The 23,189-nt window shown below is 57.0% G+C and carries 22 protein-coding genes; 7 read left to right on the top strand and 15 right to left on the bottom strand.

Going from position 1 to position 23,189, the window contains the following annotated elements; genetic code table 11:
- Nucleotides 1–62 precede the first annotated feature (62 nt).
- The 3 genes from I3V23_03940 (at nt 63) to I3V23_03930 (ending at nt 3,736) form a co-directional block, all read left to right on the top strand.
- A complete protein-coding gene (locus tag I3V23_03940; GenBank protein ID QPI86140.1) occupies nt 63–248 on the top strand; it encodes a zinc-finger domain-containing protein in 186 nt (61 codons plus the stop codon).
- Between the two features lie 81 nt (nt 249–329).
- Nucleotides 330–3,143 carry a DNA polymerase I gene (gene polA / locus I3V23_03935; GenBank protein QPI86139.1) on the top strand — a complete coding sequence of 938 codons (2,814 nt, stop codon included), beginning with the start codon at nt 330–332 and terminating at the stop codon, nt 3,141–3,143.
- Nucleotides 3,125–3,736 (top strand): pseudouridine synthase, encoded by a 612-nt coding sequence (locus I3V23_03930; protein ID QPI86138.1) that lies wholly within the window; start codon nt 3,125–3,127, stop codon nt 3,734–3,736. Before polA ends, I3V23_03930 begins: the two co-directional genes overlap by 19 nt.
- A gap of 53 nt (nt 3,737–3,789) precedes the next feature.
- Here the strand turns inward: I3V23_03930 and I3V23_03925 are convergent, their stop codons facing one another.
- The 12 genes from I3V23_03925 to gap (I3V23_03870) all read right to left on the bottom strand — a co-directional run bounded on the left by I3V23_03925 (nt 3,790) and on the right by gap (I3V23_03870) (nt 15,332).
- Nucleotides 3,790–5,061, bottom strand: a complete 1,272-nt coding sequence (locus I3V23_03925) for a pyruvate dehydrogenase complex dihydrolipoamide acetyltransferase (protein ID QPI86137.1) — start codon at nt 5,059–5,061, stop codon at nt 3,790–3,792.
- A gap of 13 nt (nt 5,062–5,074) precedes the next feature.
- Nucleotides 5,075–6,439, bottom strand: a complete 1,365-nt coding sequence (locus tag I3V23_03920) for a pyruvate dehydrogenase complex E1 component subunit beta (GenBank protein ID QPI86136.1) — start codon at nt 6,437–6,439, stop codon at nt 5,075–5,077.
- 21 nt (nt 6,440–6,460) lie between these two features.
- A complete protein-coding gene (pdhA, locus tag I3V23_03915; protein QPI86135.1) occupies nt 6,461–7,480 on the bottom strand; it encodes a pyruvate dehydrogenase (acetyl-transferring) E1 component subunit alpha in 1,020 nt (339 codons plus the stop codon).
- A 120-nt stretch (nt 7,481–7,600) separates the two neighbouring features.
- Nucleotides 7,601–8,425, bottom strand: a complete 825-nt coding sequence (gene fghA / locus I3V23_03910) for an S-formylglutathione hydrolase (GenBank protein QPI86134.1) — start codon at nt 8,423–8,425, stop codon at nt 7,601–7,603.
- Complete coding sequence (locus tag I3V23_03905) at nt 8,425–9,555, bottom strand: S-(hydroxymethyl)glutathione dehydrogenase/class III alcohol dehydrogenase (protein ID QPI86133.1); 1,131 nt, start codon at nt 9,553–9,555, stop codon at nt 8,425–8,427. Before I3V23_03905 ends, fghA begins: the two co-directional genes overlap by 1 nt.
- A gap of 99 nt (nt 9,556–9,654) precedes the next feature.
- Entirely contained in the window at nt 9,655–9,954 is a 300-nt protein-coding gene (locus I3V23_03900; GenBank protein QPI86132.1) for a septum formation initiator family protein, read from the bottom strand.
- 147 nt (nt 9,955–10,101) lie between these two features.
- Nucleotides 10,102–11,280, bottom strand: coding sequence for a phosphoglycerate kinase (locus I3V23_03895; protein ID QPI86131.1), 1,179 nt, complete (start codon nt 11,278–11,280; stop codon nt 10,102–10,104).
- A 111-nt stretch (nt 11,281–11,391) separates the two neighbouring features.
- Nucleotides 11,392–12,393 (bottom strand): type I glyceraldehyde-3-phosphate dehydrogenase, encoded by a 1,002-nt coding sequence (gap, locus tag I3V23_03890; protein QPI86130.1) that lies wholly within the window; start codon nt 12,391–12,393, stop codon nt 11,392–11,394.
- Between the two features lie 300 nt (nt 12,394–12,693).
- Entirely contained in the window at nt 12,694–13,182 is a 489-nt protein-coding gene (locus I3V23_03885) for a helix-turn-helix transcriptional regulator (protein ID QPI86129.1), read from the bottom strand.
- Nucleotides 13,183–13,193: 11 nt separating this feature from the next.
- The gene (locus I3V23_03880; protein ID QPI86128.1) at nt 13,194–13,739 is read right to left on the bottom strand and encodes a cytochrome b/b6 domain-containing protein; all 546 of its coding nucleotides are present in this window, start codon (nt 13,737–13,739) and stop codon (nt 13,194–13,196) included.
- A gap of 86 nt (nt 13,740–13,825) precedes the next feature.
- The gene (locus I3V23_03875) at nt 13,826–14,092 is read right to left on the bottom strand and encodes a PepSY domain-containing protein (protein ID QPI86127.1); all 267 of its coding nucleotides are present in this window, start codon (nt 14,090–14,092) and stop codon (nt 13,826–13,828) included.
- Nucleotides 14,093–14,327: 235 nt separating this feature from the next.
- Nucleotides 14,328–15,332, bottom strand: a complete 1,005-nt coding sequence (gene gap / locus I3V23_03870) for a type I glyceraldehyde-3-phosphate dehydrogenase (GenBank protein ID QPI86126.1) — start codon at nt 15,330–15,332, stop codon at nt 14,328–14,330.
- A gap of 187 nt (nt 15,333–15,519) precedes the next feature.
- On the opposite strand from gap (I3V23_03870), the gene I3V23_03865 reads away from it, so the two are divergent.
- Entirely contained in the window at nt 15,520–16,464 is a 945-nt protein-coding gene (locus I3V23_03865; GenBank protein QPI86125.1) for a DUF808 domain-containing protein, read from the top strand.
- Nucleotides 16,465–16,505: 41 nt separating this feature from the next.
- Here I3V23_03865 and tkt read toward each other — a convergent pair whose 3' ends face one another.
- Entirely contained in the window at nt 16,506–18,521 is a 2,016-nt protein-coding gene (gene tkt, locus I3V23_03860; protein QPI86124.1) for a transketolase, read from the bottom strand.
- Between the two features lie 291 nt (nt 18,522–18,812).
- Here tkt and I3V23_03855 point away from each other — a divergent pair, with 291 nt between their 5' ends.
- On the top strand, nt 18,813–19,547 hold the full coding sequence (locus I3V23_03855; GenBank protein ID QPI86123.1) for a hypothetical protein: 735 nt from the start codon (nt 18,813–18,815) through the stop codon (nt 19,545–19,547).
- Nucleotides 19,547–20,050 (top strand): cell division protein ZapA, encoded by a 504-nt coding sequence (locus tag I3V23_03850; protein ID QPI86122.1) that lies wholly within the window; start codon nt 19,547–19,549, stop codon nt 20,048–20,050. The genes I3V23_03855 and I3V23_03850 overlap by 1 nt, the downstream gene beginning before the upstream one ends.
- 14 nt (nt 20,051–20,064) lie before the next feature.
- Here I3V23_03850 and I3V23_03845 read toward each other — a convergent pair whose 3' ends face one another.
- Nucleotides 20,065–20,727: an SDR family oxidoreductase gene (locus I3V23_03845; GenBank protein QPI86121.1), complete on the bottom strand. Its 663-nt coding sequence runs from the start codon at nt 20,725–20,727 to the stop codon at nt 20,065–20,067.
- Nucleotides 20,728–20,893: 166 nt separating this feature from the next.
- Between I3V23_03845 and I3V23_03840 the strand changes: the two genes are divergently transcribed.
- Nucleotides 20,894–21,466 carry a biotin transporter BioY gene (locus tag I3V23_03840; GenBank protein QPI86120.1) on the top strand — a complete coding sequence of 191 codons (573 nt, stop codon included), beginning with the start codon at nt 20,894–20,896 and terminating at the stop codon, nt 21,464–21,466.
- A gap of 70 nt (nt 21,467–21,536) precedes the next feature.
- Here the strand turns inward: I3V23_03840 and I3V23_03835 are convergent, their stop codons facing one another.
- Nucleotides 21,537–23,042: an amidophosphoribosyltransferase gene (locus tag I3V23_03835; GenBank protein QPI86119.1), complete on the bottom strand. Its 1,506-nt coding sequence runs from the start codon at nt 23,040–23,042 to the stop codon at nt 21,537–21,539.
- Nucleotides 23,043–23,189 lie beyond the last annotated feature (147 nt).

The following is a 23,189-nucleotide window of genomic DNA, read 5'->3' as shown; positions in this document are numbered from 1 at the left end:
GCTAGGGCAAGCATCCCGCGCGCGCATCGCGCGCAGACAGACAGGACAGGAGGAACGGCTCAATGACCATGGACGCCCCAGAAACCGAGATTGTCAGCCAATGGCGTGTGGCCTGCGATGGCGGGCAGGGGGCCTTGGGTCATCCACGGGTTTGGCTGTCCATTCCGCATGAAACGGGCCGTGTCGAATGTGGCTATTGTGACAAAATGTTCATTCACGAAAGCGCCGCCAAAAAGGCCAAGTCCTAAGCACCGCTTTCGGGTCGCATCCCGCCTGATGCTGCGCTAGAACAGGGGAAGCAAGACCCCAGAAACAAGCGCGGTGTGAATATGAGCGGATTTAGCAAAGGGTGCCACCTTCATCTCGTCGATGGCTCGGCCTTTATTTTTCGGGCCTATCACGCGCTGCCGCCGCTGACGCGCAAATCCGATGGCCTGCCCATCGGGGCGGTGTCGGGCTTTTGCAATATGCTTTTGAAAATGATTGTTGAGAATGGCGGCTCTGACGGGCCGACCCATGCGGCGGTGGTGTTTGACAAAGGCAGCCACACGTTCCGCAATGATCTATACGATCTCTACAAAGCCAATCGTGATGCTATGCCCGAGGATTTGCGCCCGCAAATGCCGCTGACCCGCGAGGCCACGCGGGCGTTCAACCTCGCCTGTCTGGAGTTGGAGGGATACGAGGCGGATGACATCATCGCCACCCTTGCGCGGCAAGCGCGCGAGGCAGGGGGGCGCTGCACGATTATCTCATCGGATAAAGACCTGATGCAGCTTGTCGGCGGTGGGGTCGAGATGTTCGATGCGATGAAAAATGCGCGCATTGATGCCGAAGGTGTTTTTGCAAAATTTGGGGTCGGGCCTGAGCGGGTGATTGATGTGCAATCCTTGGCGGGGGATAGTGTTGACAATATTCCCGGCGCGCCTGGCATCGGAATTAAAACAGCCGCGCTTTTGATTAATGAATATGGCGATTTGGACACGCTTCTGGCGCGGGCCGAGGAAATCAAACAGCCCAAGCGGCGCGAAGCGCTGATTGAATTTGCCGATCAAATTCGATTGTCGCGGCAATTGGTCAGTCTCGATGATCAAGTGCCGCTTGAGATCACTCTTGACGATTTAGAGGTTAAAGACCCCGAACCAGAGACGCTGATGCAATTTCTGGCCGCGATGGAGTTTCGCAGCCTGACCAAGCGTGTCGCGGATCATTTGGGGGTTGAGGCCCCTGAAATTCAGACGAGCGCCGCGGCCCCTGCGCCTTCGGGCGGGGCGGCCCCTGCCACACCAGAATTCCCTGCCTTTGATCATGGCCAGTATGAGACAATCACAACGCTTGAGGCCCTCACCCCATGGCTTGAGGCGGCGCGCGCGCAAGGGTTCATTGCGATTGATACCGAGACAACCGCCCTAGATGAAATGCGCGCCGAATTGGTTGGCGTGTCCTTGGCCACAAAGGCAGGGCACGCCTGTTATATCCCGCTGCAACACCGCGCGGGCGGGGATGATCTCTTTGGCAGCGCCGCATTGGTCGAGGGGCAAATGCCGCTTGCCACAGCCCTAGATGCATTGCGTTCCGTGTTCGAGGATGAGGCCATCATCAAAATCGGGCAAAATATGAAGTATGACGCGAAAATCTTGGCCCGATACGGGATCAAGGTCGCGCCAATTGATGACACGATGTTGATGTCTTATGCGCTGCATGGCGGGTTGCACGGGCATGGGATGGATGCGCTCTCTGCGCGCTATCTCGATCATGAACCGATCCCGATTAAAACCCTGCTTGGGGCGGGCAAGGCCGCAATCACCTTTGACTTGGTCAAGATTGAGGATGCAGCCCCTTATGCGGCGGAGGATGCCGATATCACCTTGCGCCTGTGGCAGGTGTTCAAGCCTCAGTTGCATCAGGTGCAGGTGACACGGGTTTATGAAACGCTAGAACGCCCACTTGTGCCCGTTTTGGCGCGTATGGAAATGGCAGGGGTCTGCGTTGACCGCGATGTGCTGAGCCGAATGTCAAACGCCTTTGCGCAGAAAATGGCGGCGCTCGAGGCCGAAGCGCATGAATTGGCGGGCGAGGCGTTTAATCTGGCGAGCCCCAAACAGCTTGGTGAAATCTTGTTCGACAAGATGGGCCTTGAAGGGGGCAAAAAGGGTAAGACGGGGGCTTATTCCACGGGGGCGGATATCCTCGAGGATCTCGCCGCCGCAGGTCACGAATTGCCTGCGCGCCTGTTGGATTGGCGCCAGATTGCCAAGCTGAAATCGACCTATACCGATGCGTTGCAAGATCATATCAACCCCGAGACGGGCCGCGTGCATACCTCCTACGTCATTGCGGGCGCGAATACGGGCCGTCTGGCCTCAACCGATCCGAACCTGCAAAATATTCCCATCCGCAGCGAAGAAGGTCGCCGCATCCGCGAGGCCTTTGTGGCCCCTGAGGGGCGCGTTTTGGTCAGTTTGGATTATAGCCAAATCGAATTGCGCATTTTGGCCGAGATTGCAGGGATTGATGCATTGAAACAGGCCTTCCGCGAAGGGCAAGACATTCACGCTGCAACCGCATCTGAAATGTTCGGCATCCCACTGGATCAAATGACCTCTGGCATTCGCCGTCAGGCCAAGGCAATCAATTTTGGGGTCATTTATGGCATTTCTGGCTTTGGTCTTGCGCGCAATTTGCGGATACCACGCGCCGAGGCGCAAGGGTTTATCGACCGCTATTTTGAGCGTTTCCCGGGCATCCGTGATTATATGACCGCGACCAAGGAATTCGCCAAATCGCACCGCTATGTGCAAACCTTGTTTGGCCGCAAAATTCATACACCCGATATCGAGGCGAAAGGCCCCGCCGCAGGCTTTGCGCAGCGCGCGGCCATCAACGCGCCGATCCAAGGCACCGCGGCCGATATTATCCGCCGCGCGATGATCCGCATGGATCAGGCAATCGCAGATTTACCTGCAACCATGTTGTTGCAGGTGCATGATGAATTGGTCTTTGAGGTGGATGAGGGCGCGGTGGACGTCCTGATTGCCCGCGCCCGCGATGTTATGGAAAGCGCGGCAAGCCCCGTTTTGCATCTATCTGTGCCGTTGGTCGTGGATGCAGGGCAGGGTAAAAATTGGGCCGAGGCGCATTGAGGCGGCGCACAAATCGGCCGCGCCCCCGCAAGACGCTTGAGGGGCCACGGCGGCTTGTGGCTTTTAACAAGCCCATGGATGTCCTCAGCCAATTTTCGCCCGATGGTCATTGGCGGGGGCTTTCTGATTTTTTAGATCTGCCTGGCCTTTATCCTGCGGGTCGGTTGGATCGCGACAGCGAAGGGCTGCTGTTGCTGACCAATGATGGCCGACTGCAAGCGCAGATCACAATTCCTGCCGCCAAATTGCCAAAGACCTATTATGCGATGGTAGAGGGCGCGCCAAACCCCGATGCCGTTGCCGCATTGCGCGCAGGGGTTACACTAAAAGATGGGCCAACACGCCCTGCCGAAGTTGCGCAGGTGGCCGAGCCTGACTGGCTCTGGCCGCGTGTGCCGCCTGTGCGTTATCGTCAAACTGTGCCAGATCATTGGCTGCGCCTTACCATTACCGAGGGACGCAACCGCCAAGTGCGGCGGATGTGCGCCCATGTGGGTTTGCCTGTTTTACGACTTATTCGGTGGCAAATCGGGGATTGGGTTTTGGGTGACCTGCCCCCTGCCGCATGGCGCGAGATTGAATTGCCCAAATAAAAAGGCGCGCAAGGCTTTCACCCTGCGCGCCCTTATCCGAATGTCGGAAGCTGTTAGGCCAGCATCGCCATTGGGTTTTCCAGATTGCGCACAATCGAGGCCAGTAATTCTGCCCCAAGTGCGCCATCAATCGCGCGGTGATCCACGGAAAGCGTGACCGACATCACAGTCGCCACTTGCACCGCGCCATCCTCGCTGACGACAGGCTTTTTCACCCCTGCACCAACCGCCAAAATCGCGCCATGGGGCGGGTTGATAACAGCATCGAAATTATCGACCCCGAACATACCCAAATTGGAAATTGCGAAACTGCCGCCCTGATATTCATGCGGGGCGAGTTTCTTGGACCGCGCGCGTGCGGCCAGATCCTTCATCTCAGCCGACAAGCGCGACAGGGATTTTTGATCCGCATCTTTGAGGACAGGCGTGAACAGCCCACCTTCAATTGCCACAGCCACCGCAACATCAGACGGTTTCAGCTTGAGGATACGATCCCCCGCCCAAACCGCATTGGCATCTGGCACTTCCTGCAGAGCAAGGGCACAGGCCTTGATGATGAAATCATTGACCGAAAGCTTGACATCGCGCGCAGCCAATTGCGCGTTTAGCTGGCCGCGGAAGGCAAGTAAGTTGTCGATCCGAATATCGCGGCGCAGATAGAAATGCGGGATGGTTTGCTTGGCTTCGGTGAGGCGCGCGGCAACAGTTTTGCGCATCCCATCCAAGGCCACTTCTTCATAATCGCGGCCTTCGTAGATTTTCTTGATCTGATCTGCACCAGGCGAGGCAGGCAGAGCGGGCGCGCTTTGCGCAGGTGCCGCTGTCGCCGTGGGGGCAGATGCAACCGCCTTGCCGCTTTCGACATCGGCCTTCACGATCCGCCCATGTGGGCCTGTGCCCTTCACTTGGGTCAGGTCGATGCCCTTTTCCGCCGCAATCCGCCGCGCAAGCGGTGAGGCAAAAACCCGTGCGCCTTCTGCCTTAGGGGCCGCAGGTGCAGGGGTGGGGGTTGCAGGTGTGGCAGGGGGTGCAGATGCCGCAGGGGCAGGGGCCGCAGCGGCGGGTGCCGCGCTCATATCCTCGCCCGCTTCACCGATGATGGCGATGGCGGTGTTGACCTTCACCCCTTCGGTGCCCTCAGCCACAAGGATCTTGCCAATCACGCCTTCATCCACGGCCTCGAATTCCATCGTGGCTTTGTCGGTTTCAATCTCGGCCAAGAGGTCGCCTGCTTGCACAGTGTCGCCCTCTTTGACCAACCATTTCGCCAATGTGCCCTCTTCCATTGTGGGCGACAGGGCGGGCATTAGAATTTCGGTTGCCATAATCAGCCCCTCCTTAGCGATAGGTTACAGATTTGACCGCTGCGACCACTTCATCGGTGGTGACAAGGGCCAGTTTCTCAAGGTTCGCCGCATAGGGCATTGGCACATCTTTGCCCGTGCAATTGATCACGGGCGCATCGAGATAATCAAAGGCGTTCTGCATCAGATATGCCGAGATGTGATTGCCGATGGAGGCCACAGGGAAGCCTTCTTCAATCGTCACGCAGCGGTTGGTTTTTTGAACAGAGGCCAAAACCGTGCCGTAATCCAAGGGGCGCAATGTGCGCAGGTCGATCACCTCAGCAGAAATGCCCTCGGCGGCCAGTCGTTCGGCGGCCTCCATGGCGTATGTCATGCCGATCCCGAAGGACACGAGGGTCACATCATCCCCTGCACGGGCAATTTTTGCCTTGCCAAACGGAATGGTGAAATCGGGCAGATCTGGCACCTCAAAGGTTTTGCCGTAGAGAATTTCATTCTCAAGGAAAATCACGGGGTTCGGATCTCGGATAGCCTGTTTCAAAAGGCCCTTGGCATCTGCGGCGGTATAAGGCTGCACCACCTTGAGGCCTGGAATATGCGCATACCATGCGGCGTAATCTTGGCTGTGCTGTGCGCCCACGCGGGCGGCGGCGCCGTTCGGGCCACGGAACACGATCGGACAGCCCATCTGACCGCCCGACATATAAAGCGTCTTTGCCGCCGAGTTGATGATCTGGTCAATCGCCTGCATGGCAAAGTTAAAGGTCATGAACTCCACGATGGGGTTCAGCCCGCCAAAGGCCGCACCAACCGCGATCCCTGCAAAGCCATGCTCAGTGATGGGGGTGTCGATCACGCGTTTTGCGCCGAACTCATCCAACAAACCTTGGCTGATCTTATAGGCACCTTGATATTCACCGACCTCTTCGCCCATCAAGAACACGTTGTCATTGCCGCGCATTTCTTCGGCCATGGCATCGCGCAACGCTTCGCGCACGGTTTGCGTTTTCATCGGCGTGCCTTCGGGCCAATCGGGGCTTTGATCTGCTACGGGTGCCGCAGGGGCCGCGGCCGCAGGCGCGGCAGGTGCCGCTTCTGCAACGGGGGCCGCAGGGGCGGGGGAGGCTGCCGTAGGGGTCGCGCTCATATCTTCGTCCGCTTCGCCGATGATGGCGATGGCGGTGTTGACCTTCACCCCTTCGGTGCCTTCAGCCACAAGGATCTTGCCGATCACGCCTTCATCGACCGCCTCGAATTCCATTGTGGCCTTGTCGGTTTCAATCTCTGCGAGAATATCACCCGCTTGCACGGTGTCGCCTTCCTTAACCAGCCATTTGGCCAAAGTGCCTTCTTCCATCGTTGGCGAAAGGGCGGGCATCAAAATTTCGGTTGCCATTGGTTTATCCTCTCCTTCCGCTCACGCGTCCGCGTAAATATCTGTCCACAATTCATCCAAAGGAGGCTCAGGGCTTTCTTTGGAGAATTCGGCGGCCTCATTCACGATGTCTTTGATTTCTTTATCAATCGCCTTGAGGTCGTCCTCAGAGGCGTGACCGCCCGTCAGCAACAATTGGCGGACATGTTCAATCGCATCGCGCTTTTCGCGCATTTCCTGCACTTCTTCGCGGGTGCGATATTTTGCGGGGTCAGACATCGAATGTCCGCGATAGCGATAGGTTTTGACCTCAAGAATGTAAGGGCCTTTGCCCGCGCGGCAGTAGGCAACGGCGCGTTGCCCCGCATCTTTGACCGCCAGAACATCCATCCCGTCAACCTCTTCGCCCGCGATCCCATAGGCCGCGCCGCGCTCCCATAGGCTTGGGGATTTTGTTGAACGCTGCACCGAGGTGCCCATCGCGTATTGGTTGTTCTCGATCACGAAAACAACGGGCAGCGACCACAGCTCGGCCATGTTATAGGTCTCGTAGACCTGACCTTGGTTGGCTGCACCATCGCCGAAATAGGTGAAGGTGACGCGATCACTGCCGCGATATTTGTCCGAGAAGGCCAAACCTGCACCCAACGGCACCTGCGCGCCCACGATGCCGTGGCCGCCGTAGAAATGTTTCTCTTTCGAGAACATATGCATCGAGCCGCCTTTGCCCTTGGAATAGCCCCCGATGCGGCCCGTCAATTCGGCCATAACACCCTTGGCGTCCATCCCGCAGGCCAACATGTGCCCGTGGTCGCGATAGGAGGTGATCCGTTTGTCACCTTCGCTGGCCGCAGCCTCAAGGCCGACAACAACCGCCTCTTGCCCAATATAGAGATGGCAAAAACCACCGATCAAACCCATGCCGTAAAGCTGACCTGCTTTTTCTTCGAATCTGCGGATCAGCAACATTTCGCGATAGAATTTTTTCAATTCATCAGGCGAAACATTTGATTTCGCTTTGGTTTTTCCGCTCGATGCGGGGGTCGGTCGTTTCGCGGCCATATCCTTGGGCCCTCCCATTCGAAAGAATAGTTTAACGTTGAACTATTCTTTATCACAAAAGTCAGGGGAAAGGGTAGGGGGAATTCGGCCCAAGGGTTTTTGCGCAAATTTCTGCTATTTTTACAGCCGTTCAGCGTGCCAACGAATGTGGTCTTCGATTACAGACGCAATAAAGAAATAGCTGTGATCATAGCCCTCATGCATCCGCATCACATGAGGTTGCGCGCGCTCTGTCATGGCATGGACCAAACTGGCAGGGCGCAGCAGCTCAAGGAATTGATCTGCGCCGCCTTGGTCAATCAAGATGTCACTCGGATAGCCCCGTGTAGCCATCAAAAGACTTGCATCATGCGCGGCCCAATGGCCCTGGTCTGGCCCCAAATAGGCGGCAAGCTGCTTTTTCCCCCAATCTGATTGGGTGGGGTTGGCGATTGGTGCAAGGGCAGAAAGGCTTTTGAATCGTTCAGGATAGGTCATGGCAAGGGTTAGCGCCCCATGCCCGCCCATTGAATGGCCCGTGATGCCCGCGCGGGTGCCGTCAATGGGAAATTCCGCATCAATCAAGGCAGGCAATTCTTCTGCGATGTAATCCCACATCTTAAAATGTGCGGCCCAAGGGGCTTCGGTCGCATTGACATAGAACCCTGCACCTTGGCCCAGATCATAGGCCTCGTCATTGGCAACGCCTTCGCCACGCGGGCTGGTGTCGGGAAAGACTACGGCAATGCCATACTCTGCCGCCCATGCTTGGGCGCCCGCTTTGGTCATGGCATTCTCATGTGTGCAGGTCAGACCTGACAGGTAATACAACACGGGCACAGGCCCGTCTTCGGCCTGTGGTGGCAGATAAACGGCAAAGGTCATTTCGCAGTTGCACGCATCTGACAGGTGCTTGGCGACAATTTGCTTGCCGCCAAATGCACGATTTTCGCTGATTACCTGCATCAGAATTCCACCACCGCGCGGATGGATTTGCCCTCATGCATGAGATCAAACCCCTCATTGATTTGATCAAGTGTCAATTTATGGGTGATCATCGGATCAATTTCGATCTTACCATCCATATACCAATCGACAAATTTTGGCACATCGCTGCGCCCTTTCGCGCCGCCAAAGGCCGTGCCTTTCCAGACGCGTCCTGTCACAAGTTGGAAGGGCCGCGTGCTGATCTCGGCCCCTGCGGGGGCAACGCCGATGATGACGGAAACACCCCACCCACGGTGGCTGCATTCTAACGCATCGCGCATCACTTTGACATTGCCTGTGGCGTCAAAGGAATAATCCACGCCACCGATCTGGTCATCGCCGCGCTTGGTGAGGTTTACAATTTCCTGCACAACGCTGCCTTCGATCTTTGATGGGTTGATGAAATGGGTCATGCCGAATTTGCGCGCCATCTCCTCCTTGCCATCATTGAGATCAACGCCGATGATCATATCTGCACCTGCCATGCGCAGGCCTTGAATGACGTTCAAGCCGATGCCGCCAAGGCCAAACACGGCGGCTGTTGATCCGATCTCGACCCCTGCGGTGTTGATCACCGCGCCAATACCCGTGGTCACGCCGCAGCCAATGTAGCAGATTTTGTCAAACGGCGCGTCATCGCGCACTTTGGCCAATGCGATCTCGGGCAGCACTGTGTGATTGGCGAAGGTTGAGCAGCCCATATAGTGATAAATCGGCGTGCCATCGAGCATCTTAAACCGTGTTGTGCCATCAGGCATCAGCCCCTGACCTTGGGTGTTGCGAATGGCGGTGCAAAGGTTGGTCTTGCCTGAGCGGCAGGATGCGCATTGCCGACATTCAGGCGTGTAGAGGGGGATCACATGATCACCAGGTTTCAGGGTGGTCACGCCTTCGCCCACCTCAACCACAATGCCTGCACCTTCATGGCCAAGAATAGCAGGGAAAATCCCCTCAGGGTCGGCGCCCGAGCGGGTAAATTCATCCGTATGGCAAATGCCTGTGGCTTTGATTTCCACCAAGACCTCGCCCGCCTTCGGGCCGTCCAATTCGACCTCCATCACGGTCAATGGTTCGCCCGCTTTTAGGGCTACGGCTGCTTTGGTGCGCATGGTGATCTCCCCTGTTTTCATCCGATCTCGCCATAGTGTTAAGAAGCCCATCCCATGGGGGCAAGGCGGAATGCGGCGGTTGAAGGGGTTTTTTGCACCTTAACGCAGGACGATCTCATCCGCGCGCAGATAGCCGAGGATTTCGCGGGCTTGCTCATCCAGAAGGTCAAGGTCGAGGAACGTGTCCGACATGCGCCGTGTCAGCGTCTCAAGATGGGCTGTTTCGGCCTGCAACGCCGCCAATTCGACACGCAGCTCATCGGCTTCCGCTTCGATTTGGATGCGCTCAAACAGGCCCGAGTCCCCTTGGATCGCGGCAAGCCCAAAATACCCACCGACCAAAATCAGCGTGATTTGAAGAACTGCCCCCGCAAGGGAAAGTTTGCGTGTCTTCGACATGCGTTACTGCCTCATCAATTCGGCATTCTTTGAATTTGTGCCGATATCGTGCGGGCAGATTCGCATATCCCAATCGAAAAGGGAATCCCCCTGATTCGATTTTTTTTATATTTAGAGTCAGATATTTATAGCACTAAATTTAGGGGGTCAGGCCCCCAGCGCCGCAACACCTGGGAGGGTTTTACCCTCCATCCATTCAAGGAAGGCACCGCCTGCGGTTGAGATGTAGGTGAAATGCTCTGCCGCGCCCGATTTATTGAGGGCCGCGACCGTATCCCCGCCACCTGCGACAGAAATCAGATGGCCTGCTTGGGTGGCTTGCGCTGCCGCTTGTGCGGCCGCGTTCGTGGCCGCGTCAAAGGGGCTAAGTTCAAAGGCGCCAAGCGGGCCGTTCCAGATCAAGGTTTTTGAAGTTTCAATCTGGGCAATAATGGCTGCCACACTGTTCGGGCCTGCATCCAAAATCATTGCATCCTTGGGCACGGCCGTGCTTGCAACCACCTCATGCGCAGCACCCGATTTGAATTCGCGGGCGATGACCACATCGCTTGGCAAAATGATGGCGCAACCCGTGGTTTTTGCGTGATCCAAAATGTCGCGCGCCGTTTGCGCCAGATCATGTTCGCACAAAGATGCGCCGACATCATGGCCTTGTGCCGCCAAAAACGTATTGGCCATGCCGCCCCCGATTGCGAGGCGATCCACCTTACCCACCAGATTGTGCAGAAGATCCAGCTTGGTCGAGACTTTTGCCCCGCCAACAACGGCCATAACAGGGCGGGCAGGGGTGCCAAGCGCGGCTTCCAATGCGGCCAATTCCGCAGCCATCAGACGGCCTGCGCAAGAGGGCAGCAAATGCGCGACACCTTCGGTCGAGGCATGAGCCCGATGTGCCGCTGAAAAAGCGTCATTGCAGTAAATGTCACCAAGCCCTGCAAGGAATTGCGCCATTTGCGGATCGTTTGCCTCCTCCATCGGGGAAAAGCGAGTGTTCTCAACCAAGATCACAGCATCTGTGGGGGTTGCCTCAATCGCGGCGCGGCTTGGGGTTTCGATGAAAATCACCTCATGCCCCAGCGCGGCCTCAAGGGCAGGCGTCAATTGCGCAAGGCTCATTTCTGGAACGGGGCGACCTTTTGGGCGGCCAAAATGGGCCAAAAGAACCGTGCGGCCACCTTTCGCACGGATGTCGCGGATCGTGGGGATGATCTTCTCAATCCGTGTCGCATCTGTGACGCGGCCATTTTCCATGGGCACGTTGATGTCGACACGGGTCAGCACCGTTTTGCCCGCAAGATCGAAATCATCCAAGGTGTTCCAGCCCATTTGCGGCCTCCAATATTTGGGAAATATAGACTTCTTTGCGCTAGACTTTTCCAGCGCAAAGGTCAATTTTTTGGCAAACAAAAAGGCGCGGTGTTCCGCGCCTTTTTATCTTTAGATCAGTTTTCCCATCGCTACGGCCGTATCGGCCATGCGGTTTGAGAAACCCCATTCATTATCATACCAACTTAGAACGCGGCACATATTGCCATCCATCACCTTGGTCTGATCCAAATGGAAGATCGAGGAGCGGGGATCATGGTTGAAATCCATCGAAACATTGGGCTGATCCGTTACGCCCAAAATTCCCTTAAGCGGGCCATTGGCCGCCTTGATCACCGCCTCGTTGATTTCTTCAACTGATGTGGCGCGGGCCGCCTCAAAGGTCAGGTCAACAACCGAGACATTCGGTGTCGGCACGCGGATTGCGACCCCGTCCAGTTTGCCATTCAATTCGGGCAAAACCAAACCAACGGCGCGCGCGGCCCCTGTTGAGGTGGGGATCATGCTCATCGCGGCGGCGCGGGCGCGATAGAGGTCTTTGTGCATCGTGTCCAAGGTGGGCTGATCGCCTGTGTAGCTGTGGATCGTTGTCATAAAGCCGCGCGAAATGCCGATGGCATTGTGGATCGCGAAGGCCACAGGGCTGAGGCAGTTCGTGGTGCAAGAGGCGTTGGAGACGATGATGTCGTCCTTTGTCAACGTGCCGTGGTTTACCCCGTAAACGATGGTCTTATCCGCCCCTTTTGAGGGGGCCGAAACCAAGACACGGGAAGCCCCGTTTTCAAGATGCACGGCGGCCTTGTCGCGGTCGGTGAAAATGCCCGTGCATTCCAAGACGATATCAATATGGCCCCATGGCAATTCAGCGGGGTTGCGAATGGCGGTGACCTCAATTGGGCCACGACCCACGTCAATGGTCGTCTCGGTTGTTTTCACTTCGGCGGGAAAGCGGCCATGCACGCTGTCAAAACGCAAAAGATGCGCGTTGGTTTCAACGGGCCCCAGATCATTGATTGCGACCACCTCAATATCGGTGCGGCCCGACTCGATGATCGCGCGCAGCACGTTGCGTCCAATCCGACCAAACCCATTAATGGCAACTTTAACAGCCATAATCCCCTCCAGTGCGCCAAGCATGGCATTGTTAGCGGTAACAGTTGCGGGTGGTATAGTCCCTTAGCCGCGAAAAGGAAAGGGGATCTATATCGCCAGAACGCCATTTTATCGAGGATATGGATCAAATCTTTGCCAAGAAAAACGAGGCCTGCCGCATCTAGAAAAAGAAAATCCACTGCGATGATGCAAAGGATTAAAACACCCAGCCAGATTGCAATCATATTTGTCATAAAAATTAAGTCTAAACAAATTTCTGGCCGGGGGGAAGATGGTGGTGACGCCGCGCGTGCCCAAAGATTACGGGCGTTCGGCTTGCATTAAATCTTCGATCAGCAGGCTTAAAAGCTCGCCGCGATTGGTGACGCCTGCTTTGCGGTAGATTGCGTTCATGTGACTTTTGACTGTGCCCTCGGCTGTGCCGCGCAAATCAGAGATTTCTGCAATAGAGCAGCCCTTGACCATGAAATGCGCGACATCCTTTTCAGATGTGGTCAGCCCCCATTCGTTGAAATGGGCGTCCACCACATCATGAAAGGCCATAGCGGCGGTGGACAGTTGTTTCTCCATTCGCCGCGCATGGGCCACCAAATGGCTCAGATATCGGGTTTCAATCGCGACCGCTGCGGTCAGCAGCAAAGCCGCGATCAATTCCACCCGGAAATGTTGATCTAGATACCAGAAGCGCCCCAAACTCTGCGCATCGGTGATCACATCCGTCATGAAAAACAGGATAGAGGCCACCTGCCCCAAAATTAAAAGGCCGAGGAAAATGGGCTGCTTCTGCATGGATCGCGTCCCTATTTGATTTTGACTGTCTCGGGGATGGCTTTGATGCCTGTCACCATGGCGCGGGCAAGATTTACACCCGTGCGGCGCGACTCCCACAATACGGCAGCGATGTGCAGAACGATAGAAAGTTCCGCCCAAGTCACGAGAATTTCATGTGTTTCTTCCACCCATCCGATGCCCCAAAAGGTCACGGTGGTCATCATATAGCCTGTGATCGCGATGCCGATAATGGTTGCGATGAGATTAAAGATCATCAAGGCCCCAAGCGGCGAATGCCCCAAATGGGTGCTGCGGCGCGCGGTGATGATGTCGTCTAGCTGGGTGTTGATTGACCCGCGCGATGGCATGAAGGAAGAAAACCGCGCATATTTCGTGCCAATCAGCCCCCAAATCAGGCGAAAGGCAATCAGCCCTGCAATCGCATAGCCGATATATTCGTGCAGGTTGCTTTCGGGGTCAGTGATCAGCGCATTCGATGCAAAGCCAATCACAAGGCTCCAATGAAATAGGCGGATCAGCGGATCCCAGATTTTGTAACTTTTCGTATGTGACATGTCATATCCTCAGCGATGGGGGCAGAGGCGCGTTTTGCAGACACTGGGGAGGGGGCTGCAAAACGCGCGCGCGGACAGGGTCGGGATTAATCGCCGCGGGACACGCGGATGATTTCCAGATTGTCATTGAGATACAGCTCAAAGCGTTCGCCATCCTTGAGGGCGTAAACTTCGATCATGCCATCTTCCATGTCGATCTTGCGGGTCTCATAGCCCTGTTCGGTCATGGCGGCGGTGATGTTTGCGCGCTGCTCTTCAGTCAGACGCTCGTAGCCAGAGGCCTGTGCCGCCAAAGGCAGGGCGGTGGTCAGGGCCAGTGCTGCGACAAAGGTCGATGTTTTGATAAAAGACATGTGGATTTCCTTTCTGCTGTGGTGAACGGCCCACCTGTTTGTGGCGGCCTCGTGAGAAAGGATTTGAGAGGAAATTGCCCCAATCACCATTGGACGCGGGTTATAGATGGCAGAGTTCGATCTGTGGTTGGGGTCATTATAACTAGGGTTTAGGCCGTTCAGGGGGTGAAAAAGCAAAAACCCAGCCATGCATCATGGCTGGGTTTTGCAAAAGGTCGTCCCTTAGGACAGGGGGTCAGGCGATCAGACGCCCCATGGCAGCAGAGACATCCGCCATACGCGCCGAAAATCCCCATTCATTGTCATACCATGCCAAAACCCGAACCGTGCGCCCACCGATGACCTTTGTCTGGTCTGGCGCAAAAATCGAGCTATGCGTGGTGTGATTGAAATCAATCGAAACCTTGGGTTCTGGATCATAGGCCAAGACGCTGCGCATATGGCCCTCGGCCGCATCGCGCATGATTTGGTTGACCTCCTCCACCGATGTATCGCGCCCCGCCTCAAAGGTCAGATCAACGCAAGAGACATTCGGTGTCGGAACCCGCATGGCCGTACCATCCAACCGACCTTCGAGTTCAGGCAGAACTTCTTTCAGCGCTTTTGCGGCACCAGTCGATGTGGGGATCATCGCCATCGCAGCGGCACGCGCGCGGTAAAGATCGGAGTGGCGGCGGTCTAGTGTGGGCTGATCGCCTGTGTAGCTGTGGATCGTGGTCATGATCCCGCGTTCAATACCAATCGCGTCATTCAGCACTTTTGCCAAAGGGGCCAAGCAATTCGTGGTGCAAGACCCGTTCGAGACCACATGATGATCTTCGCGCAGATCGCGGTGGTTCACGCCATAGACGATGGTTTTATCGGCTTGTTTCGCGGGGGCGGAGACCAAAACCCGCTTTGCGCCGCGGGTCAAATGCACCGCTGCCGCGTCACGATTGTTGAACTTGCCGGTGCATTCGAGAACGACATCGCAGCCTTCCCAATCCAGCTCTTGTGGGTCGTAGGTGGAAAAGACTTTAATCGGGCCTTGGCCCAAATCCATTGTGTCCTCGGTCAGGCGCACCTCACCGCCAAAACGGCCATGCACGCTGTCATATTTCAGAAGATGCGCATTTGTCTCAAGCGGGCCAGTCGCGTTGATTTTGACCACTTGCACATCGTTGCGTGCAGCCTCTGCGATATGGGCAAGGGTGCACCGCCCGATGCGGCCAAATCCATTGATGCCAAGGGTGATGGTCATGATCCTGTCTCCGATCCGATTTGCGCTCTTGCTTGACCGCATACAAAAGCCGCGCCCGATCCCCAAGGAAAAAATGACGAATTTTCATAATGTTAGCGAAAACATCCGATGTTAGCGCGAACGGTTGCGCGAACATGCCGTGCCGCTATGCTAGAGGCGGCTGTTGGCTGCAAAAGGAATGGGGTGAATGAGCGGATTATTGGCGCTGTTGGATGATGTCGCGGCTTTGACCAAGGTTGCGGCGGCGTCCGTGGACGATATCGCGGCACAAGCAGCCAAAGCAGGGGCAAAGGCCGCAGGCGCGGTGATTGATGACGCGGCCGTCACCCCCAAATATCTCACAGGGTTTTCGCCAGAGCGTGAATTGCCGATTGTTTGGAAGATTGCGCGCGGCTCGATTGTCAATAAATTGGTGATCCTTTTGCCTGTGGCGCTTCTGTTGTCGCAATTCGCCCCTTGGGCGATTCCGCCGCTGTTGATGATGGGAGGGGCTTATTTGTGTTACGAGGGGGCGGAAAAAATCCTTCATGCCTTTCGTCCGCATTCTGAGACGCGCGATCCTGCGGCAAGCGACCCCGCTCATTTAGAAGAGGCGCGTGTTAAAGGTGCGATCAAAACAGATTTCATCCTTTCCGCTGAAATCATGACCATCGCGCTTTCGGCGCTTGAGGCGCCAAGCCTGATTTATGCGGGTTTCGCGCTTGCATTTGTGGCGATTGGCATCACCGCTTTGGTCTATGGGTCGGTCGCCCTCATTGTGAAGGCCGATGATGTGGGGTTGCATTTGGCGCATCCCGACCGCGCGCCCGCCTTACAACGTCTGGGGCGGGGGATCGTGGTCGCGATGCCCAGCTTCCTGTTGTGGCTCACCCGAATTGGCACAGCGGCGATGCTGTGGGTGGGGGGCGCGATCCTTCTGCACGGGGCCGCGCAACTGGGTTGGCCCGCCCCAGAGGAGATGCTGCATCACCTCAGCCTTGCCGCAGCGGATGCTGTGGCCTCGGCCCACGGATTGGTGGAATGGGCGGTGTTCGCCCTCGGGTCAGGTATTTTGGGCTTGGGTGTTGGGGCCTGTTTGATCCCGGTCGTTGCGGTGATCCTGCCACTTTTCCCAATGAAAAAGGGCGTGTAGGAGGCCCCCACACGCCCGATTGTGCATCTTAGGTTCTGTGCCTAAAGGCGCGCTTTGGCCTCGGCCACGACCGCCTCTGCGGTGATGCCGAAATGCTCGTAGAGAACTTCAGCAGGTGCAGAAGCGCCAAAACTGTTCATGCCAACAAAGCCCGCCTTGGCCTCACGACCACGCTCGCCCAACAACCAGCGATCCCAAGGCTGACGCACAGCGGCCTCAACTGCAATGCGCACGGGCCCTGCAGGTAGAACGCGCTTGCGATAGGCTTCGTCTTGCTCGGCAAAGAGTTCCATAGACGGCACCGAGACAACCCGTGTTCCGATACCTTCGGCCTGCAACTTGTCGCGGGCCGCCATGGCGATTTCGACTTCCGACCCTGTTGCCATCAAGATCACCTGACGCTTGCCTTCGGCCTCGGCCAAAACATAGGCCCCTTGGGCGGCCAAATTGCGCGAGACATGTTTTCTGCGCAACGTGGGCAGGTTTTGACGGGTCAGGGCCAAAACGCTGGGGCGGTTTGGTTGCGACAGCGCAATCTCCCAACATTCGGCGGTTTCCACCGCATCGGCAGGGCGCATCACAAGGCAATTTGGCGTGGCCCGCATCATGGCGAGATGCTCAACAGGTTGGTGGGTTGGGCCATCCTCGCCAACGCCGATGCTGTCATGGGTCATTACATAGACCACGTTAATCCCCATCAAAGCGGAAAGTCGCATCGAGGGGCGCGCGTAATCGGTAAAGGTAAAGAATGTCCCGCCATAGGGGCGCACGCCCCCATGTAGCGCCATGCCGTTCATCGCTGCCGCCATGCCATGCTCGCGGATGCCGTAATGGACATAGCGCCCTTTGCGGTTTTCAGGGCTGAAAATCCCCATATCGCCCGTTTTGGTATTGTTCGACCCAGTCAAATCTGCAGAGCCGCCCAAGGTCTCTTTCATGATCGGATTGATCACGGCAAGGGCCATTTCACTGGCCTTGCGGGTCGCCACTTTGGGCGCCTCATCCGCGAGGGATTTTTTATAGCGGCGCAGCGCATTGCCCAATTTCGCGGGAACCTCGCCTGCAAAGGCGCGGGTAAACTCGGCCCGTTTGGCGGCGGGCAGGGCCGCAAGACGGGCCTCCCATTCGGCGCGCGCAGTGGCGCCTTTTGCGCCGACAGCTTCCCACCAGTTTTTGAGATCGGCAGGGATTTCAAAGGCCCCATGCGTCCAGCCATAGGCGGCCTTGGTATCAGCCACGACTTTTGGGTCGGTCAATGCGCCGTGGCCCTTGGGGGTGTCCTGCGCGGCAGAGCCGATTGCGATATGGGTTTTGCATGCCACCATTGCGGGGCGCGGGCTTGCCTTGGCTGCCGTGATCGCGCGGTCGATATCGGCCGCATCATGGCCGTCACAGTCAAACACATCCCACCCTGCGGCGGCAAAGCGCGCGCGCTGATCCACACGGCAGGCCATATCAACCGTGCCATCGATGGTAATGTTATTGTCATCCCAAAGCACAATCAGGCGGCTGAGTTCATGACGCCCTGCAAGACCGATCGCCTCTTGGCTGATGCCCTCCATCAGGCAGCCATCGCCCGCGATGCAATAGGTGTAGTGATCCATAATCTTTGCGCCCCATGTGGCGCGCAGATGTTCCTCGGCCATGGCAAAGCCAACCGCGTTGGAAATCCCTTGCCCCAAGGGGCCTGTGGTCGTTTCAACCCCTTCGACATGGCCAAATTCAGGATGGCCCGCTGTGATGGCGCCCAGCTGACGGAAATTCTTGATCTGCTCCAATGTCATCTGCTTGTAACCCGTGAGATACAGCAGCGCATAGATCAGCATCGAGCCATGGCCCGCCGACAGAATAAAGCGGTCACGATTTGGCCAGTTCGGGGCCGATGCGTCAAAAGAGAGGTGCTTGTCAAACAGCACGGTCGCAACATCCGCCATCCCCATCGGCATGCCAGAATGGCCCGAATTCGCGGCGGCCACCCCGTCAAGGGCAAGCGTGCGGATACAGGCGGCGCGGCGCCAATGGTCAGGATTGCGGGCGGCAAGTGCAGAAAGATCCATATCAATGTCCTAGAAGAGGGCTGCGGGAGTGCTTGTGCGAGCGTTAACGCGCACGGGTTTAGCAGGGCGTGACCAAAGTTCAAGCCCGAAGCCCACGCCCAAGTCCTGTTGGTCGCTAAAGACGCAAGGGTTGCCTTAGATCAAGAAATCCTGCCAAACTCCCGAAATTGGATCATAATGTGTCGCAGGGGGTCAGATTCGGCCCGCACGATCTGACATGGTCTGCGTGATACGACTGCCGCGTAAATGTTTCATGAGGCGATCCAAACGCCCGCAATTGGGGGAGGCAAAATGAGCGATCCTTTGGCCATTGAAAAAGTCGATCAGCTTGAGGCGCGCCTGTCAGCTGCGCTTGCGCGAATTGATGCGGCGATGGGAAAGGCCCGCGCCCCCGCAAACGGCACTGCGTCCTCGGATGAGCTGTCCGATCTGCGCGAGGAATTGGCGCTAGAGCAGCGCACGCGATTGGATCTGGCGGCACGGCTTAAAGCGATGGAGGCTCAGGCGCAGGGCAGCACAGATGGGGCCGAATTGCGGGCCGCTGAGGCCGAGGCCGCGCGGGATGCGCTCAAGGCCGAATTGGCAGCCGCCCGTGCCGAGGTTGAGCAGCTGAAATCTAACCTTGCCCAATCTACCACCCAAGCCGAGCCCGCATCTGATGCCGCCCCAATACCCGAAGCCACGGGCGAGAGTGAGGTGCAAATCCTGCGGATGCGCGCCGCGCGCTTGCGCGAAGAACGCAACGAGGCCCGCGATGAGCGTGATGCCGCGCGCGATGCGCTCGAGGATCGGGGCGCTCAGATGACGAACAGCACATTGGGCGAATTGCGCGCAACAATCGCAAGGCTGCAAGAGACCTTGGAAGAGTTGCGCGAGGCGCCGGAAGGGAATTTTGATCGCGAATTGCTGCAATCTGGTCTTTTGGCGGAAATTCGTGCGCTCAAGGCGCAGCGCGCCGCCGATGCCCAAGAACTGGCGCAGATTTTGGCCGAGATTGATACCGTGACCGAAGAAGGGGGCGCGTAATGCCTGATGTAACGATTACCATCGGTGGCCGTAATTTCCCAGTCGCCTGCCAAGAGGGCGAGGAACCCCTTCTCAAAGCGGCGGCGAAAATGTTGGACACCGAGGCCTCTGTGGTCTCGGGTCAGATCGGTCGGTTGTCTGCGGAACGGATGTTGCTGATGGCGGGTCTGCTTTTGGCCGATAAAACCCTTGCCAAAACCGATGAGCTTGAGGCCGCGCAAACCAAAATCAAGGCGATGGAAGAGACGCTGGCCAAGGCTGAGGATCTTTTGCGCAAATCGCAGATGAAAATCGCAGATCTTGAAGCAGCGAAACCGCCGGCAGAGGTGGCGGTCATCCCTGCGCAAGTGGTGGATGGGTTGGCCGAGCTTGCCGCCCGCGCCGAGGCCTTGGCAGATCGTATCGAAGAAATGCCTGAGGTTGAAGCGCCCCGTCCCATGCCTGTGGCCCCGAAGGCCAAAGCGGCTGCGGTCGAGGACGAAGAAGATGACGATAAAGATTAGCTGACCTTCGGCTTTTAGCCGAAGATCGGTTGCAACAGCCGTTCGGCTTCGTCACTGGGCTTTGCCAACCCCTCCCGATCTTCACCAGGATAAAACCGTGCGCGCAACGCGGTTGGCATGGGATTTGGGTGTAACAGATGCACATTCGGCCCGTGCTTTGCCGTCTCGGATTGCCAGTTTTGCACCAAGGCGCGGGTGGCGGCCTTGCTCATACCATAGGTGCCTGCGAATTTCGCGTCCCATGTATCGTCAAAGAATACGGCATGCGGGTCGTCAGACGGCTCAATCAATGGCGCGATCATGGTGATCAAACGCGATACTGCGCGGATATTGGTGCCGATGGCCCGATCAAGGTCTTTTTCCGTGATATGCTGGGCAGGGGTCAGCGCGGTTGCGTGAAAGGCCGCATGCACCCAAATATCGGCGCGCCCCCACCGATCAAAAATTGAACGGCACAAATGCGCCATTGCAGCATCCGTGGTAATATCCATGGGGGCAAGCGTGGCTTGCCCGCCTTTGGCTTGGATGCGGTCATCCAATTCTTCCAAAGCGCCCGTGGTGCGGGCAACGGCAACGACATGAGCGCCGCGAGCGGCCAACCATTCCGCCGAGGCTGCCCCAATTCCGCGCGATGCCCCTGTGACGAGGGCGATTTTACCTGACAAAATCTTTTCCATGCCTCCCACATGGGATGAAAGCAGCGATTTGGCAAGCAGGGTTTTTTGCCGCGCCTGATTTGCGGTGGCTGTGGGTAATTTGCGTGCTCTTTGCTTGACTTTGCCGTGCTGCAAGCGGAAAACAGCTTAAACGCGAATTCCCCAGAACCTTTGAGGAGCCCGATTTATGAGCCGTTCTGACTTTCTAACCAAATCCCTGACCACCCCCACAAGCCTTGCGCAAAAAGCGGCATTGGTCTTGGCGGGCTCGCTTGTGATTGCGATTGCGGCGCAAATCTCGGTGCCGATGTTCCCCGTTCCAATGACGCTGCAAACCTTAGCAATCCTGACCGTTGCTTTCGCCTTGGGCGCGCGTTTGGGCGTTGCGGCACTTGTGGCCTATTTGGTTGAGGGCGCGATGGGGCTGCCTGTGTTCGCCAATGGCGGTGCAGGTTTGGCCTATATGTTCGGGCCTACCGGTGGTTTCCTTCTGGGCTTTGTTGTGATGGCTTATATCGCGGGTCTGGCTGCGGATCGTGGCATGGCGCGTAAGCCAATCCTTGGTTTTGCTGCGGCACTGGTTGCTTCGGCCGCGCTTTATGTCCCCGGCCTTGCATGGCCTGCCTTGGTCATGGGGGTTGAGCCTTCAACCTTGCTCTCTGGCTGGATGGCGCCCTTCATCGCGGGTGATATGGTCAAGGCGCTTTTGGCAGCTTTGATTGTGGCGGGGGCGTTTAACTTGCGCAAAGCGATCCGCTGATCTGCAGTAAAGATCAAAAGAAAAAGGCCGCTCCTCGGAGCGGCCTTTTTCTTTTGTGCCATGGTGCCGTTTATTCAGCAGCGGCGGGTTCATTCATGGCAAAACCTTTGGCGATTTGATCTGTGGGGCGCACAGGATATTCGCCTGAGAAACAGGCATCGCAATAGGTGGGGTTTTTGGGGTCACGGCCCTTGGCCTCACCCACGGCACGATAGAGCCCATCAAGCGAGATAAAGCGCAGGCTGTCCACACCCAGATGGGCGCGCATTTCTTCGGCGCTCATTGTCGCCGCAAGAAGCTTGTCGCGCTGTGGCGTGTCCACCCCGTAAAAACAAGGCCATGCTGTCGGCGGAGAGGCGATGCGGAAATGCACCTCGGCCGCGCCTGCGTCCAAAATCATTTCTTTGATCTTTTGCGAGGTGGTGCCGCGCACAACGCTGTCATCTACCAAGATCACCCGCTTGCCTTCAATCAAGGCGCGGTTGATGTTCAGCTTAAGACGCACACCCATATTGCGGATCTGTTCGGTGGGTTCGATAAAAGTGCGGCCCATATACTGGTTGCGGATGATCCCCATGCCAAACGGGATGCCGCTTTCATGGGCAAACCCGATGGCCGCAGGCGTGCCACTATCGGGCACGGGGCAGACGAGATCTGCCTCAACAGGGGCTTCGCGCGCCAATTCCACGCCAATCTGGCGGCGGGTTTCATATACTGACCGCCCGCCCAAAATACTGTCGGGGCGCGAGAAATAGACATGTTCGAAAATGCAAAAGCGCGATTTACGCTGCTCGAAGGGCATATAGCTTTCGATGCCCTGCGCGGTGATGACGACCATCTCACCGGGCTTGATCTCGCGCACGAATTCGGCGCCGATGATATCAAGCGCACAGGTTTCGGAGGAAAGCGCGTAACCATCGCCGATTTTGCCCAATACCAAGGGGCGCACCCCAAGTGGGTCGCGCACACCCATCAATTTTGTGCGTGTCATGGCCACAACCGAAAACGCGCCCTCTACGCGGCGCAGCGCGTCTTTCATGCGCTCGGGGATATTTTTCTGATAGCTGCGCGCCATCAGGTGAATGATGCACTCACTGTCCGATGAGGACTGGAAGATGGACCCGCGTTCAATCAATTCGCGGCGCAGTTCATCGGCGTTGACGATATTCCCATTATGCGCAATCGCCGCCCCACCCATGGCGAATTCGCCAAAAAAGGGCTGCACATCACGAATTGCCGTGTTGCCCTTATTGCCTGCCGTGGAATAACGCACATGGCCGATGGCAAGCGCACCGGGCAGCGTGTCCATCACACTGGCATTGGTGAAATTATCGCGCACATATCCGAAACGGCGGGCCGAGTTGAACCCTTCGACAGGGTCATAGCTGACGATCCCGCCCGCCTCTTGGCCGCGATGTTGCAGCGCGTGCAGGCCAAGGGCCACAAAATTCGCGGCATCCGCCACACCGATCACACCAAAGACGCCGCATTCTTCACGCAGCTTATCATCAGAGAGGGGATCAAAGGGATGGGCGGGGAATTGTGCGGTGCGCGGGGACGCAAAATTGCTGGGCATCGGCGGGCTCCTGCCTGCGGTCATAGCCGAAAGCTACGGAAATGGGCGAGTCGGTTGCACGCCTTACCTAGGACAAAGGCGCGGCGCTGTCACCTATTAGCTGTCATGAATGCGTCACAATTTGCGCTCGAAATTCACGTATAATTT

The sequence above is a fragment of the Rhodobacterales bacterium HKCCA1288 genome, assembly GCA_015693905.1.
GTDB lineage: Bacteria > Pseudomonadota > Alphaproteobacteria > Rhodobacterales > Rhodobacteraceae > M30B80.
Note: the sequence above shows the minus strand (reverse complement) of the source record. Positions and strands in the feature narration are given on the sequence as shown.